This window comes from Actinomadura keratinilytica (genome assembly GCF_039539665.1).
In the GTDB taxonomy this organism is placed as follows: domain Bacteria; phylum Actinomycetota; class Actinomycetes; order Streptosporangiales; family Streptosporangiaceae; genus Spirillospora; species Spirillospora keratinilytica.
Genome location: NZ_BAABDO010000149.1, coordinates 1 through 13,894, shown reverse-complemented (window position 1 = coordinate 13,894; position 13,894 = coordinate 1). Strand labels below are relative to the sequence as shown.

Below are 13,894 nucleotides of genomic sequence, written 5' to 3'. Positions count from 1 at the left end.
GCGTGAGGCCGCGCTCGCCGCCGCCCGCGCCCGCACCGACCGCATCGACGCCCGCCGCGCCGAACGCGACCGGCTGCTCGGGCAGGTCGGCGACCCGCCGCACCCGTGGATCTACCTGATCGTCGCCACCGGCGACATCTACGAGGACATCCCGCAGGCGCAGGCCGCCGCCCGGGAGGGCGCCGACGTGGTCGCGGTGATCCGCTCCACCGGGCAGTCGCTGCTGGACTACGTGCCCGAGGGCGCCACCCGCGAGGGGTACGCCGGAACCTACGCCACGCAGGAGAACTTCCGGCTGATGCGGGCCGCGCTCGACGAGGTGTCCCGCGAGCTGGGCCGGTACGTGCGGCTGACCAACTACGCCTCGGGCCTGTGCATGCCGGAGATCGCGACGCTGGCCGGGCTGGAGCGCCTGGACATGATGCTCAACGACTGCATGTACGGCATCATCTTCCGCGACATCAACCCCCGCCGCACCTTCATCGACCAGCGGTTCTCCCGGCAGATCCACGCCCGCGCCGGCATCCTGATCAACACCGGGGAGGACAACTACCTCACCACCGCCGACGCGGTCGACGCCGCGCACACGGTGATCGTCAGCCAGCTGCTCAACGAGCGGTTCGGGCACGAGGCGGGGCTGACCGACGCCCAGCTCGGCCTCGGCCACGCCTTCGAGATCGACCCGTCGCTGCCGGGCTCGTTCCGCCTGGAGCTGGCGCACGCCCAGCTGGTGCGCGAGCTGTTCCCCGCCGCGCCGCTGAAGTACATGCCGCCCACCAAGCACATGACCGGCAACATCTTCGCCGGGTACCTGCTGGACGCCTTCTTCAACCTGGCCGGGGTGATGACCGGCCAGTCCATCATCCTCATCGGGATGATGACCGAGGGCATCCACACCCCCTGGCTGTCGGACCGCGACCTGGCGCTGGAGAACGTGCGCTACGTCCGCGACGCCTGCGGCGACCTGGCCGAGGACTTCGTCCCGCGCCCCGACGGGTTCATCGTGCAGCGGGCGCGGCGCGTGCTGGCCGAGTCGGTGGACCTGCTGGCGCGCATCGCCGACGACGGGCTGCTCAACGCCATCGCCGACGGCACGTTCGGCGTCACCCGCCGTCCCCCCGACGGCGGCAAGGGCCTGGACGGCGTCGTGGAACGCGCCGACGGCTATTTCAACCCCGCCATCGAGATCCTCGACACCGAGGACCCGCACGCTGCGGCGCGCGCGCAGGAGGAGGTGCCCGCATGACGGCCGCGACCCCCGGTTCCACCACCGCCCGCACCCCTGCCGAGGCCGACACCCGGCAGGTCATCCGCCCCTACGGCGACACCACCGGCGACGGCATGGTGCAGCTGTCGTTCACCCTTCCCGTGCCGGCGGGCAAGCGCGCCGAGGCCGCCGCGCTGCAACTGGCCGCCAAGATGGGGCTGGACCCGGCCAGCGTGGTGCACGCCAAGGCGATGGGCCCCGACTTCACGTTCTTCATCGTCTACGGGCGGGTCAACCACCTCATCGACTACGCGGCCATCCCCGCCCCGCCCGAGCGCGAGTACCCGCTGCTGAGCGCCCAGGAGGTCAACCTGGCGATCCGGTCGGCGCTGGGCCGCCGCCTGGTGGTGGTGGGCGCGTGCATCGGCACCGACGCCCACACCGTCGGCATCGACGCCATCCTCAACGTCAAGGGCTTCGCGGGGGAGAAGGGCCTGGAGTACTACCGCGAGATCCACGTGGTCAACATGGGCGCCCAGGTCACCGTGGAGGAACTGGTGGCGCGCGCCAAGGCGGAGAACGCCGACGCGGTGCTGGTGTCCCAGGTGGTCACCCAGCGCAACGCGCACCTGCACAACACCAAGCAGATGGCCGCCGCGTTCCACGCCGAGTACCCCACCGCCGTGGCCGCGGGCATGGGGCGTCCGCTGCTGGTGGTGGGCGGCCCCCGCTTCGACACCGTCACCGCCGACGAGCTGGGGGTGGACCGCATCTTCGGCAAAGGCACCACCCCGTCGGAGGTCGCCAGCTACCTCGTCCACGCCCTGCTGCCCCGGGAGGCCGCCCAGTGAGCGATCCGCGTCTGGGGCTCACCGTCACCCACCGCCGCTACGTCCCCTACGGGCACGCCCACTACGCCGGGAACCTGGTGGACGGCGCCTACGTGCTGGCGGTGTTCGGGGACGTGGCCACCGAGGTGTGCATCCGCACCGACGGCGACGAGGGCCTGTTCGCCTCCTACTCCGACGTCCAGTTCCGCGCGCCCGTGCGGGCCGGGGACGTGCTGGAGGCCACCGCCACCGTCACCCGTGTCGGCACCCGCAGCCGCACCCTGGACTTCGAGGCGCGCGTGGTGTGCCGGGGCCGTCCCGACCGGGGCCCGTCGGCCGCCGAGGTGCTCGCCGAGCCGATCGTCGCGGTCACCGCGACCGGCACCGTCGTGGTGCCTCCGGCGGGCGCGTGACGGCCGGTCCGCGGCGGCCGGGGCGCGGCGCGGCGTCCAAAAAACGGGCACCGGCGGCGGAGCGGACGGGCGGCGCGATCTCCCCGCACCGTCGATCATGGCGCTGAGCTGGGATGACACGGAAACACCGCAGCGCATGCGGCGGTTGACACAGCTCGCGAAGCCGGTAGTTTGGCACCAGTCCAGCACGGGACTCACCGATCGGCCGCTCGATGGCGCCACCGGACACCGCGCCACGACGGGGACGAGCGCGGATCGCACACCGATCGCTCCTCGCCTCCGTCCCGAGCCAGGTGCGTTGCCCGGGTGCCGCGCCCGGCGGGGCCGCCCGATCGGTCGGGGGCTTGGACCCGGGAAGGGCCCGGACATCCACTAGAAAACGGAGCTTTCGTTCTCACCGCCTGTGGGACGACTCCGGCCCGAGGGATGTCGCGGGCCCTCCTCCGTGCCCCCGCCCCTCGTCCCGGTCGCTCCGGTCTCCCGCTCTGCCGTCCGCCTCCCTGCCGCCCGCCTTTCGTTCCGCTCGTTCCGCCCCGCGCACGCTTTCCTGCCGCCCCGTCGGCGGGCGGATGAACACGGTGCCTCCCCGCAGTCGGTGCGTTTCCGGCATAAAGGGGATCGCGCCCGGTCGCCACCGTCCCGGCGGCCCGGTACCGTTCGGCCAGGGGAACAGCACGAGCGGAGGAGCGTGCCGGTGGCGCAGGAGACTCTCCCGGAACGGCCCGCGGCGGCCGATGCGGCGGGTCGAGCCGGGACGGCGCAGGCGGCCGAGGCGGGCGCCGCCCGCCCGGCCCGGCTGCGCCGGGGCGGGCGGGCCGGCTGGCCCCGCATCCTGCTGGCGCTGGCCGGCGGCCTGGTCCTGTGGCTGGCGTTCCCGCCCGCCGACCTGACCCCGCTGGCGCCCGTCGGCGTCGCCCTGCTGACCCTGGCGCTGCGCGGCCTGCCCGCCCGCACCGGCGCCTGGCTGGGATTCGCCGGAGGCGTGGCGTTCTTCGTCCCGGTGCTGGACGGCATCGTCAAGGTCGGGCCGGACGGGTGGATCGTGCTCAGCCTGATCCAGGCGCTGTACTGGGCGCCCATGGGCGCGGGCATCGCCCTGGTCACCCGCCTGCCCGGCTGGCCGGTCTGGACCGCCGCGCTGTGGGTGGCCCAGGAGGCGGTCCGCGGACGCGTCCCGTTCGGCGGCTTCCCCTGGGCGCGGCTGGCGTTCAGCCAGACCGCCTCCGCCTTCACCCCGTGGGCGGCGGTCGGCGGCGCGCCGCTGGTGACCTTCCTGACCGCCCTGGTCGGCGAGCTGACCGCCTACGCCGTCGTCGCGACCGCCGGGGCGCGCCGCGGCCTGCGCCCGCACCGCGCCGGCGCCCGGCCCGTGGCCGTCGCCCTGGCCGTGTCGACCGCGGTCGTGGGCGGCGCGTTCCTCATCCCGACGCCCACCGGCGGCAAGACGGTCACCGTCGCCGTCATCCAGGGCAACGTCCCCCGGCTCGGCCTGGACTTCCTGGGGCAGCGCAGGGCCGTCCTGGACAACCACGTGCGCCGCACCCACGAGCTGGCCGCCCGCGTGCGCGCCGGGCAGCTGCCCCGCCCCGAGCTGGTGGTGTGGCCGGAGAACGCCAGCGACCTTGACCCGTTCGCCGAACCCGACGCCTACGCCGCCATCGACGGCGCCGTCAAGGACATCGGCGTGCCCGTGCTCGTCGGCGCCCTGGTCGACACCCCCGACGGGCAGAAGGTGGAGAACCGCGGCATCGTCTGGGATCCCCGCACCGGCCCCGGCGACTACTACGTCAAGCGGCACCCCGTGCCGTTCGGCGAGTATCTGCCGTTCCGCTCCCTGCTCACCAAGCTGATCACCCGGTTCGAGCGCATCCCCCGCGACTTCGCCAAGGGCACCCGCTCGGGCGTGCTGCGCCTCGGGCCGACCACGATCGGCGACGTCATCTGCTTCGAGGTCGCCTACGACAAGGAGGTCCGCGACGTGTCCGCGGGCTCCCTGCTGGTCGTGCAGACCAACAACGCCACCTACGGGCGCACCAGCCTGCCCCCGCAGCAGATCGCGATGTCCCGGCTGCGGGCGATCGAACATGGTCGTACGATCTTGGTTGCGGCGACCAGCGGCATCAGCGCGGTCGTCGCCCCGGACGGCCGGATGCTCTACCGGTCGCGGGAGTTCGTCCCCGACATGCATGTCGCCGCCGTGCCGGCGCGCACGTCGCGGACGGTGGCCGACCGACTGGGCGCGGCGCCCGAATGGGCGCTGGTGCTCCTGGCCGTGGGGGCGGTCGCGGCGGCCGCGAGGTCAACCGCCAGACAAGACGAGGGGAATTGACACCGATGGAGATCCCAGCCGAGCTCGGCCGGGTGCTGGTCATCGTGCCCACCTACAACGAGCGCGACAACATCGAGCGGCTGGTCGGCCGGGTGCGCAAGGCCGTGCCGTCGGTGGACGTGCTGGTGGTCGACGACAACAGCCCGGACGGCACCGGCGAGGTCGCCGACGCCATGGCCGCGGCCGACGACCAGGTCAAGGTGCTGCACCGCACCGCCAAGAACGGTCTGGGCGCCGCCTACATCGCCGGGTTCCGCTGGGCCCTGGACCACGGCTACGACGTCATGGTGGAGATGGACGCCGACGGCTCCCACCAGCCCGAGGAGCTGCCCCGGCTGCTCGGCGCCCTCACCGACGCCGACCTGGTGATCGGCGCCCGCTGGGTGCCCGGCGGCCAGGTCCGCAACTGGCCGCTGCGCCGCGAGGTGCTCTCCCGCGGCGCCAACACCTACGCCCGCCTCATGCTCGGCCTGCCGCTGCACGACTCCACCGGCGGCTACCGCGCCTTCCGCGCCGCCACCCTGGAGAAGATCGGCCTGGACGGCGTCGACTCCCGCGGCTACGTCTTCCAGATCGACCTGGCGCTGCGCGCGCTGCGCGAGGGGCTGCGGGTCGTGGAGGTCCCCATCACCTTCGTCGAACGCACCCACGGCGCCAGCAAGATGAACCGCGACATCATGGTCGAGGCCATGTGGCGGATCACCCAGTGGGGCACCAGCGCGCGCCTGCGCAAGCGCCGCCCGCCCCGCTGACCCGCGCCCCCGCCCCGCACGGCCGCGTCCGGCCCGCCCCGGGCCAGGCCGGGCCGCCCGGATGCCGACGTGCCGCCGGCGGGGACGGCCGCCGGGTGGAAACGTTCGCCGCCGCCCTGGCGTTGACACAGGTGAAGGGCCGACCGCCTAGGTGAAGATGGAGCCATGCTGCCGCTCGTACTGGTTCTGGCGTTCCTGCTGCTGCCGATCGTGGAGATCTACCTGATCGTCCAGGCGGTGCAGGCGATCGGCCCCTGGTGGGCGGTCGCGCTGCTGGCGGCCGGCAGCCTGCTCGGCGGCTGGATCGTCCGCCGCGAGGGACGGCGCGCCTGGCGGGACCTGCAGGAGACCCTCGGCCGCGGCCGCATGCCCGACCGCGAACCCGCCGACACCGCGCTGATCCTCATCGGCGGCATGCTGCTGCTCGTCCCCGGGTTCCTCACCGACGTGCTCGGCCTGGCGTTCGTCCTGCCGGTCACCCGGCCGCTGCTGCGGCGGCTGCTCGCCGCCCGCGTCGCCCGCCGGGTGCGGGCCGCCGGCGTCCGGTCGGTCTACCCGCCGGGGATGGACGAGGCGTTCGGCCCCTTCGGCGTCCGCGACCCGTTCGGCCGCGGAGACGCCGGCGGTACGCCGACGGGCACGGTGGTGCAGGGGGAGGTCGTCAAGGACGACGGCGGCAGCGGCGAGATCGATGTTCGCGGCGGGCGCTGACGGCGGGCCCCGACGAGGGCGCCGACGAGGGCGCCGACGAGGGCGCTGACACGGGCCCTGAGGAGGTGCGGGGGAGCGCCGACGTGCGCCGGCGGAGGCGAGACCAGATCGACGAGCGCGGGGAAGCGGGGCGGCGGCGGATCCGTGCCGTCGCCGGTGTGACGGCACGGACCGCATCCGAGCCGGAGCGGGGTCAGGCCGTCCTTCTGCGGCCCGCCCGCAGGATCGCCAGCCGCTCGGCCAGGACCTCCTCCAGGTCCTCGACCGTGCGGCGCTCCATCAGCATGTCCCAGTGGGTGCGCGGAGGCTTGCCCTTCTTCGCCTGCGGCGCCTCGCCGTCCACCCGCAGCGCCGTCACGCCGCAGTTGCGGCATTCCCAGGTCATCGGCACCTCGGCCTCGGCGGCGAGCGTCACGGTGAACCGGTGCCCCCGGGAGCAGGTGTAGTCCACCTCCTGACGGGGAGCGAGATCGGTGTTGCGATCGTTCTCGTAGCTCGTCGCTCCGAGTCGAGTGCCGCGAAGTGCGCGCTCGGCCATCGTCACGTGCCTCCCAGACGGCTTGCGGTCTCGTCCTAGCCAACGCTGCTGACCGTCACAAGATTCCCGTCGCGGGGCCGTTCCAACCCTGCTCTTTCCGGTCCGCCGGGCCGAGCGGCAGAAACGTTCGGCCCGGCGGACGCCCCCGCGCCCGGTCAGCCGCGCGTGGTCAGCACATGATCGACCAGCCCGTACTCCAGCGCCTCGGCGGCGGTGAAGTACCGCTCCCGCGCGATGTCCGCGCCCACCCGCGCCGGGTCCCGGCCGGTGGCCTCGCCCAGGATCTCCACCGTCCGCTCCCGCAGCCGGTTGATCTCCCGCGCCTGGATCTCCAGGTCGGCGGCCCGGCCCCGGGACGCCTCGACCGCCGGCTGGTGCAGCAGGATCCGCGAACTGACCGGCGCGGCCCGCCGCCCCGGGGCTCCGGCGGCCGGCAGCACCGCCGCCGCCGGTCCCGCCTGCCCCACGCAGGCGGTCTCCACCTGCGGGCGGATGTGGCGCATGGTGTCCAGCACCGCCGTCATCGCCGTCAGAGAGCCGCCCGGCGAGTTGATGTAGAGGCTGATGGGACGGTCGGGGTCCATGCCCTCCAGCGCCAGCGGCTGCGCGGTGACGTCGTTGGCGGCGGTGTCGTCGACCGGCGTGCCCAGGAACACGATCCGGTCCCCGAACAGCCTGCCGTACGGGCTCGTCTCCCGGTGGCCGTAGGGGGTGCGCTCGACGAACGAGGGGACCGCGTACCGGCCCTCGGCCCGCGGGAGGCGCCCCATCACGCCCCCACCCGGTCGGTGGTGTCGACGACGTGGTCGACGAACCCGTACTCCAGGGCCTGCTCGGCGGTGAACCAGCGGTCCCGGTCGGAGTCGGCCTCGATGCGCTCCAGCGGCTGCCCGGTGTGCCGGGCGTGCAGCTCGGCCAGCACGCGCTTGAGGTACACCGACTGCTCGGCCTGGATCTTGATGTCGGACGCGGTGCCGCCGATGCCGCCGTGCGGCTGGTGCATCATCACCCGCGCGTGCCGCAGCGCGTACCGCTTGCCCGGGGCGCCCGCGCACAGCAGCGTCTGCGCCATGGACGCCGCCAGGCCCAGCGCGACGGTGGCCACGTCGTTGGGCACGAACTGCATCATGTCGTAGATCGCCATCCCGGCGTCCACCACGCCGCCGGGGGAGTTGATGTAGACGGTGATGCCGCGGTGCGGGTCCTGCGCCGCCAGCAGCTGCAACTGGGCGCAGACCCGGTTGGCCAGGTCGTCGTCGATCTCCTTGCCGAGGAACACGATCCGCTGGTCGAGCAGCCGGTGCATCAGCTGCTCCTGCCCCAGCCGCGCCGGCACGTCCACCGCCGTGCTGCTCCTGCCCGCGTACGTCGGCGGTCCGGACCGTTCCTCGCCGAAGCCCTGACCGAGCCCGTCGCACATGAACCCTCCCGAAGATCATCTGTACGTTCTGTACGTACTGTACATTTCGAGCCCGAGCCTACGTCCGCGGCGTCCGAAGGGACAGGGGGGTTCGCCGTAAGATGAACACGTGGAGAAGCCGGTGACGGAGGCACGCGCGGAGTTCGCCGACCTGGTGAACCGGGTCGCCTACTCCGGGGAGCGCATCGCGCTCACCCGGCGGGGGAAGGTCATGGCGGCCCTGGTGTCGGCCGAGGACCTCGAGCTGCTGGAGAGCCTGCGGGAGGGGCGCCTCCACCTCGCCCAGACCGGCCCGTCCGGCGCGGAGGAGCGCCCGGAGCCGCAGCCCGCGCCGCAGCCCCACCCCGCCCCGCTGCGCGTCGCCGCCCAGTACCGCCCGCCCGGCGGCCCCCAGCGCCCCGGCTTCACCCCCTGACCCCCGGTCTCCGCTGTCCCGACCGGCCTGTGCGGGTTGGCGGGCGGCCGAGCCGTAACGAGCGTGGTTGCGGGTGACCGCCCGGCGGCACGCCGGCGGCGCCGTCAACTGCAGCCCGCGCCGCCGCCCCGTCGCGCGACGGGGCGGCGGGTCGGCCAGGACACCGCCCGCCGGGCGGGCTCGCCGGGCGCGGGGGCGGGGGAGCAGCCGGGATAATGACCCCATGGACCATCAGGCCGAGGCGGACGACGCGGTGGACGCGGTGGACGCGGTGGACGCCGGTGAGCCGCCAGTCGATCCGCGCGGCGAGCTCGGCGAGTTCCTGCGCAGCCGCCGGGCCCGGGTGAGGCCGGCGGACGTCGGGCTCCCGGCCGGCGGCCGGCACCGGCGGGTGCCGGGGCTGCGCCGCGAGGAGCTGGCGCAGCTCGCCGGGGTGTCGGTCGCCTACCTGACGCGTCTGGAGCAGGGCCGGGGCAACAACGTGTCCTTCGAGGTGCTCGACGCCATCGCCCGGGCCCTGCGGCTGACCGACGCCGAACACGCCCACCTGACGCATCTGGTGAAGTGCCGGCGCCGGCACAGGCACGAGCCGCCTCCGCGGGACCGGGTGCGCCCCGCACTGCGGGACATGCTGGCCTCCCTGGAGACGGTGCCCGCCTACGTGACGGGGCACCGCACGGACATCCTGGCCTGGAATACGATGGCGGCGGCCGTGTTCGGCGACTGGGACCGGCTGCCCGTCCGCGAGCGCAACTGGGCCCGGCTGGTGTTCCTGCACTCCGAACACCGGAGCCTGTTCGCCGACTGGGAGGCGGTGGCGGCGGACGTCGTCGGCGCGCTGCGCCTGTACGCGGGGTGCCGGCCGGACGACCCCGAGCTGGCGGCGCTGGTGGGCGACCTGTCGGCGCGCAGCGCGCAGTTCCGCGGCCTGTGGGCGCGCCACGACGTCAAGGAGAACAGCCACGGCGTGCGGCGGCTGCGCCATCCGCGGGTGGGCGACCTGGCCCTGTCGTTCGAGTCGTTCCGGCTGCCCGACGACGAGGAGCAGGTCCTGACCGTCTACCACGCCCCCGCCGGGTCCGCGGCGGCGCAGGACCTGCGGCTGCTGGCCGACCGGGCCGCGGACGCCGCCGTCACCGGCTGACCGCGGGGCCGGCCGGGCCTTCAGCGGCCGTCGGGCGAGGCGGGGACGGTCCGCCACAGGCCGCGGGCGGCCATGACGTCGCGCAGGGTGAGCAGGTCGTCGGTCATGATGCCGTCGACGCCCAGGTCGAGGAGGCGTTCCATCTCGGTGCGGCGGTTGACGGTCCAGGCGTGCACCTGCAGGCCCAGCTCGTGGGCCTGGGCGACGAAGGACTCGGTGACGAACGGGACCGGCCCCAGCCCGTGGGGGACCTGGGCGCAGGCGACGCCGGTGGCGGCCAGGCGCACGAGCTTGGCGGCGGGGCCGCCGTAGGACTTGGCGCGCAGCGCCATGACGCCGCGGGGGCCGAGCGCCATGCACACGTCCTTGTCGGTGAACAGCGGCAGGCGGGCGCGCATCTGCTCGAGCCTGCGCGTGGAGAAGGAGGTGATGCAGACCCGGTCCCACGCCTTGGTGCGGTGCAGGACGCGGGCGAGGGGGCCGATGACGGGGGCGTCCTTGAGGTCGATGTTGAAGCGGGCCTCGGGGAAGGACCCGAGCAGGTCGTCCAGGCGGGGGATGGGCTCGGTGCCGTGGATGCGGGCCTTGGCGACCTCGGCGTAGGGGAGGCGGGCGATGGTGCCGCGGCGGTCGGTGACGCGGTCGAGGGTGCGGTCGTGGAAGGCGACGACGACGCCGTCGGCGGTGGCGTGCGCGTCGGTCTCCAGGTAGCGGTAGCCGAGGTCGACGGCGCGCTGGAAGGCGGCCATGGAGTTCTCGGGACGGTCGGCGGCCCCGCCGCGGTGGGCGAAGGCGATGGGGCCGTCGTGGTCGAGGAATGCGTAGCTGCGCCGCACGCCCCGATTATCGCCGTCCGGCGCCGCCGCAGGCGATCTTCCCCGTCCCGGGGTGTCGCCCTTACTTTGTCAAAGCGCGGGGTCGTGGGCCCATTCGCGGCGGCGCGCCTCGGCGAGCGCGATGGCCGTGGCGACGGCGACGTTGAGGGAGCCGACGCGGCCGATCTGGGGGATGTAGGCGACGGCGTCGGCGGCGGCCAGCAGGGCGGGGGAGCAGCCGTGGTCCTCGCCGCCCACGGCCAGGCACACGTCGCCGTCGAGCGGGGCCTCGTGCAGGGGCTGGGCGTCGCCGGTGAGTTCGATCGCGACCAGGCGCAGGCCCGCCTCGCGCACGGCGGCGGCGGCCTGGGCGGCGGTTCCGGCGTGCTCCCAGGGGACGAGCCGTTCGCTGCCCAGGGCGGTCTTGCCGACGCCGCGGTGGTCGGGGGTGGTGGCGTTGCCGGCCAGCCAGAGGTGCTCGACGCCGAAGGCGGCGGCGCTGCGCAGGATGGAGCCGATGTTGAACGGCTGGGTGACCGATTCGACCAGCAGCCCCAGGCGGGCGTCGGTGCGGCGGCGCCAGTCGCGGTTGAGGCGCTTGACGTCGGTGGGGCGCAGCTGCCGGCGGGCGGGCGCGGCGGTCTGCGGCTTGCTCATGGGGTCGGGCCTTCCTGCGTTCGGGCGGACACGGCGAGGATCCGGTAGGCGGAGCGGGAGGCGATCCGCTCGGTGGGGAAGCCCTGGTCGTTCAGCCAGCGCTGCAGGGAGTCCGCGCCGAGGTGCTTTTGGACGACCAGGTGGGCGCGGCCGCCGGGGGTGAGGCGGGGCAGCCAGGCGAGCAGCAGGTCGTGCAGGGCCTTCTTGCCGATGCGGATCGGCGGGTTGGACCAGATCGCGTCGAAGCGCAGCCCGGGATCGGTCTCGTCCGCCAAGCAGAACCTTACATTGTCAAGGCCTGCGGTCGTGGCATTCTGCTCCGCCAAATCCAAAGCCCTGCGATTCACGTCCACCCCCCAAACAACCGCCTGAGGCGAACGGCGCGCCAGGGTGAGTGCGATGGGGCCGTAGCCGCAGCCCAGGTCCAGGAGGGTGCCGGCGGCGGGGGGAGGCGGCGCGGTCTCCAGCAGGATGCGCGTGCCGGGGTCGATGCGGTCGGGTGAGAACATGCCGCTGTCGGTCGCGAGCCGCAGGTGCAGGTCGGGCAGGACGAGATCGACGGTGCGGCGGCGGCTGGGCGCCTCGGGCCGCGAGGCGAAGTAGTGTTCCCCCACGTCGGCCGACCGTACCAGCGTTGCGGCCCGGCCGCGCACGGCGGGCGTCCCGCCGCAGCGCGCGGGGCCGCCGTGCCGGACGGGGCGCCGGGGTCAGGGCAGGCGGGAGAACCAGAGCAGGGACGTGCCGCCGGCGGCGAGGGCGAACAGCAGGGCGATGCCGGTGAAGCGGGCGGAGACGTCGCGGTGCTCGATCTTCCAGCCGAGCGAGCTGCCGATGTTGGCGTAGACCTCCGACAGCTGGTCGGCGTCGGTGGCCTCGTACGCCTTGCCCTGGGTGCTCTCGGCGAGCATGCGCAGGGTCTCCTTGTTGACCGAGACGCTGGTGGTCTCGCCTTCGATGTCGACGGTGCCGTAGGGGGTGCCGAAGGCGATGGTGGAGACCGGGACGTGGGCGGCGCGGGAGGCGTCGATGGCCTCGGGGACGGTGCGGCCGGTGGTGTTGTCGCCGTCGGACAGCAGCACGATGTGGGCGGGCGGCGGGTCGCCCTGGCTGGCCTGGGCGTCGAAGGAGCGGACGGCCTGCAGGGAGGTGAAGACGGCCTCGCCGATGGCGGTGCGCTTGGCCAGGACGAGCTGGTCGATGGAGGCGATGGCGGCCTCGCGGTCGGTGGAGGGGGCGGCGACGAGGTTGGCGCTGCCGGCGAAGGAGACGACGCCGACGTTGAAGCGGCTGGGCAGGTCGCGGATGAACTTCTTGGCGGCGGCCTTGGCGGCCTCGAAGCGGGTGGGGGCCACGTCGCGGGCCATCATCGACAGGGAGACGTCGACGGCGACCAGGACGGTGGCGCGGTCGCGGGGGACCTTGACGCCGGTGGCCGGGCGGGCGAAGCCGATCATCATCAGCAGGATCATGCTGAGGAACAGGCCGGCGGCGACGTGGCGGCGCCAGCCGGGGCGGCGGGGGGCGACCTGGCTGAGCAGGGCCAGGTTGGTGAAGCGGACGGTGTGCCGGCGGCGGCGCAGCTGCACGAGCACGTAGGCGGCGGCCAGCAGCGGGAGCAGCGCCAGCAGCCAGAGTCGTTCGGGCGACAGGAAGGTCATGGGCGCACCCCCTGGGCGGCGACGGCGCGTCCGGCGGCGCGGCGTTGGCGCAGCGCGAAGCGCGCGATGTCGGTGATCCAGTCGCGGTCGGTGCGGAGGACGAGGTGGTGGGCGCCGCAGCGGCGCAGGGCGTCGCGGGTGCGTTGGCGTTGGGCGGCGGCGGCCTGTGCGTAGCGTTGGCGGGTGCGTCGGTTGAGCACGATCTCGTGGACGGTTCCGGTCTCGGGGTCGGTCATCTCGACCAGGCCGACGTCGGGGAGGTCGAGTTCGCGGGGGTCGATGATCTCGACGGCGAGGACCTGGTGGCGGGCGGCGAGGCGGCGGAGGGGGCGTTCCCAGGTGGGGTGGGGGTTGTGCAGGGCGGGGTCGGTGGGGTCGAGGAAGTCGGAGACGATGACGCGCAGGCCGCGGCGGGTCTGGCCGCGGTGCAGGGCGGTGATGGCTTGGGCGAGGTCGGGGGTGGGGGTGTGGGGGTTGGTGTCGGCGGTGGGGGTGGGGGTGTCGAGGATGCCTTGCAGGAGGGTGTACATGGCGGCTTTGCCGGTGCGGGCGGGCCAGCGGTGCAGGCCGCCGGGGCCGAGGAGGTAGGCGCCGATGCGGTCGCCGAGGCGGACGGTGAGGAAGCCGACGGCGGCGAGGGCGGCGACGGCGAGGTCGCGTTTGAGGAGGGTGGTGGTGCCGAACTGCATGCTGGGGCTGAGGTCGGTGAGGGCCCAGAGGTGGAGTTCGTGGTCGGCGACCAGGTCGCGGACGTGGGGGGTGGTGGTGCGGGCGGTGACGGCCCAGTCCATGTGGCGGACGTCGTCTTCGCCGGGTTGGTAGAGGCGGGCTTCGGCGAGTTCGGTGCCGGGGCCGGGGAGCAGGCCCATGTGTTCGCCGTGCAGGAGGCCGTCGAGGCGTCGGGTGACGGCGAGTTCGAGGCGGCGGAGGGTGCGTTCGGGGGCGAGGGCGGTGAGTTTGTCGGTGCGGCGTGAAGTCGGAGGCCAAGCGGTCTTAGGAAGACAA

General features: G+C 74.0%; 16 protein-coding genes. 8 read left to right on the top strand and 8 right to left on the bottom strand.

Annotation, left to right across the window (positions count from 1 at the left end; genetic code table 11):
* The 6 genes from kamD to ABD879_RS29375 form a co-directional block, all read left to right on the top strand.
* Nucleotides 1–1,246: lysine 5,6-aminomutase subunit alpha (gene kamD, locus ABD879_RS29400; protein ID WP_345024958.1), on the top strand; the 1,246-nt coding region annotated here is incomplete at its 5' end.
* Nucleotides 1,243–2,058, top strand: a complete 816-nt coding sequence (gene kamE, locus ABD879_RS29395; protein WP_345024956.1) for a lysine 5,6-aminomutase subunit beta — start codon at nt 1,243–1,245, stop codon at nt 2,056–2,058. The genes kamD and kamE, both read left to right, overlap by 4 nt.
* Nucleotides 2,055–2,450: a 3-aminobutyryl-CoA ammonia lyase gene (kal, locus tag ABD879_RS29390; protein WP_345024955.1), complete on the top strand. Its 396-nt coding sequence runs from the start codon at nt 2,055–2,057 to the stop codon at nt 2,448–2,450. The genes kamE and kal overlap by 4 nt, the downstream gene beginning before the upstream one ends.
* Before the next feature lie 694 nt (nt 2,451–3,144).
* Nucleotides 3,145–4,779, top strand: a complete 1,635-nt coding sequence (gene lnt, locus ABD879_RS29385; protein WP_345024952.1) for an apolipoprotein N-acyltransferase — start codon at nt 3,145–3,147, stop codon at nt 4,777–4,779.
* Nucleotides 4,780–4,784: 5 nt separating this feature from the next.
* Complete coding sequence (locus ABD879_RS29380; RefSeq protein WP_345024950.1) at nt 4,785–5,531, top strand: polyprenol monophosphomannose synthase; 747 nt, start codon at nt 4,785–4,787, stop codon at nt 5,529–5,531.
* Between the two features lie 165 nt (nt 5,532–5,696).
* Nucleotides 5,697–6,242, top strand: coding sequence for an FxsA family protein (locus ABD879_RS29375; RefSeq protein ID WP_345024949.1), 546 nt, complete (start codon nt 5,697–5,699; stop codon nt 6,240–6,242).
* Between the two features lie 193 nt (nt 6,243–6,435).
* On the opposite strand, the gene ABD879_RS29370 is transcribed toward ABD879_RS29375, so the two are convergent.
* The 3 genes from ABD879_RS29370 to ABD879_RS29360 form a co-directional block, all read right to left on the bottom strand.
* A complete protein-coding gene (locus tag ABD879_RS29370; RefSeq protein WP_344946444.1) occupies nt 6,436–6,780 on the bottom strand; it encodes an RNA polymerase-binding protein RbpA in 345 nt (114 codons plus the stop codon).
* Nucleotides 6,781–6,935: 155 nt separating this feature from the next.
* On the bottom strand, nt 6,936–7,550 hold the full coding sequence (locus tag ABD879_RS29365; RefSeq protein ID WP_345024948.1) for an ATP-dependent Clp protease proteolytic subunit: 615 nt from the start codon (nt 7,548–7,550) through the stop codon (nt 6,936–6,938).
* Nucleotides 7,550–8,200 (bottom strand): ClpP family protease, encoded by a 651-nt coding sequence (locus ABD879_RS29360; protein WP_378268505.1) that lies wholly within the window; start codon nt 8,198–8,200, stop codon nt 7,550–7,552. Before ABD879_RS29360 ends, ABD879_RS29365 begins: the two co-directional genes overlap by 1 nt.
* Nucleotides 8,201–8,321: 121 nt before the next feature.
* Between ABD879_RS29360 and ABD879_RS29355 the strand changes: the two genes are divergently transcribed.
* Together ABD879_RS29355 and ABD879_RS29350 are read left to right on the top strand one after the other, a co-directional pair.
* The gene (locus ABD879_RS29355) at nt 8,322–8,615 is read left to right on the top strand and encodes a type II toxin-antitoxin system Phd/YefM family antitoxin (RefSeq protein WP_345024946.1); all 294 of its coding nucleotides are present in this window, start codon (nt 8,322–8,324) and stop codon (nt 8,613–8,615) included.
* Nucleotides 8,616–8,838: 223 nt separating this feature from the next.
* The gene (locus ABD879_RS29350; RefSeq protein WP_345024945.1) at nt 8,839–9,759 is read left to right on the top strand and encodes a helix-turn-helix domain-containing protein; all 921 of its coding nucleotides are present in this window, start codon (nt 8,839–8,841) and stop codon (nt 9,757–9,759) included.
* A gap of 20 nt (nt 9,760–9,779) precedes the next feature.
* Here the strand turns inward: ABD879_RS29350 and ABD879_RS29345 are convergent, their stop codons facing one another.
* The 5 genes from ABD879_RS29345 to ABD879_RS29325 form a co-directional block, all read right to left on the bottom strand.
* Nucleotides 9,780–10,595 (bottom strand): glycerophosphodiester phosphodiesterase family protein, encoded by an 816-nt coding sequence (locus ABD879_RS29345; RefSeq protein ID WP_345024944.1) that lies wholly within the window; start codon nt 10,593–10,595, stop codon nt 9,780–9,782.
* A gap of 69 nt (nt 10,596–10,664) precedes the next feature.
* A complete protein-coding gene (locus ABD879_RS29340) occupies nt 10,665–11,231 on the bottom strand; it encodes a TrmH family RNA methyltransferase (RefSeq protein WP_345024943.1) in 567 nt (188 codons plus the stop codon).
* Nucleotides 11,228–11,845: a class I SAM-dependent methyltransferase gene (locus ABD879_RS29335; protein ID WP_345024942.1), complete on the bottom strand. Its 618-nt coding sequence runs from the start codon at nt 11,843–11,845 to the stop codon at nt 11,228–11,230. Before ABD879_RS29335 ends, ABD879_RS29340 begins: the two co-directional genes overlap by 4 nt.
* 93 nt (nt 11,846–11,938) lie before the next feature.
* The gene (locus ABD879_RS29330) at nt 11,939–12,889 is read right to left on the bottom strand and encodes a VWA domain-containing protein (protein WP_345024941.1); all 951 of its coding nucleotides are present in this window, start codon (nt 12,887–12,889) and stop codon (nt 11,939–11,941) included.
* The gene (locus ABD879_RS29325; protein WP_345024940.1) at nt 12,886–13,680 is read right to left on the bottom strand and encodes a DUF58 domain-containing protein; all 795 of its coding nucleotides are present in this window, start codon (nt 13,678–13,680) and stop codon (nt 12,886–12,888) included. The genes ABD879_RS29330 and ABD879_RS29325 overlap by 4 nt, the downstream gene beginning before the upstream one ends.
* Between the last annotated feature and the right edge of the window lie 214 nt (nt 13,681–13,894).

Excerpts from the sequence above, each read along its gene's own strand:
- kamE (WP_345024956.1), top strand. The coding sequence starts at position 1,243 with ATGACGGCCGCGACCCCCGGTTCCACCACCGCCCGCACCCCTGCCGAG.
- ABD879_RS29380 (WP_345024950.1), top strand. The coding sequence starts at position 4,785 with ATGGAGATCCCAGCCGAGCTCGGCCGGGTGCTGGTCATCGTGCCCACC.
- ABD879_RS29375 (WP_345024949.1), top strand. The coding sequence starts at position 5,697 with ATGCTGCCGCTCGTACTGGTTCTGGCGTTCCTGCTGCTGCCGATCGTG.
- ABD879_RS29370 (WP_344946444.1), bottom strand. The coding sequence starts at position 6,780 with ATGGCCGAGCGCGCACTTCGCGGCACTCGACTCGGAGCGACGAGCTAC.
- ABD879_RS29365 (WP_345024948.1), bottom strand. The coding sequence starts at position 7,550 with ATGGGGCGCCTCCCGCGGGCCGAGGGCCGGTACGCGGTCCCCTCGTTC.
- ABD879_RS29360 (WP_378268505.1), bottom strand. The coding sequence starts at position 8,200 with ATGTGCGACGGGCTCGGTCAGGGCTTCGGCGAGGAACGGTCCGGACCG.
- ABD879_RS29350 (WP_345024945.1), top strand. The coding sequence starts at position 8,839 with ATGGACCATCAGGCCGAGGCGGACGACGCGGTGGACGCGGTGGACGCG.
- ABD879_RS29340 (WP_345024943.1), bottom strand. The coding sequence starts at position 11,231 with ATGAGCAAGCCGCAGACCGCCGCGCCCGCCCGCCGGCAGCTGCGCCCC.
- ABD879_RS29330 (WP_345024941.1), bottom strand. The coding sequence starts at position 12,889 with ATGACCTTCCTGTCGCCCGAACGACTCTGGCTGCTGGCGCTGCTCCCG.
- ABD879_RS29325 (WP_345024940.1), bottom strand. The coding sequence starts at position 13,680 with ATGGACTGGGCCGTCACCGCCCGCACCACCACCCCCCACGTCCGCGAC.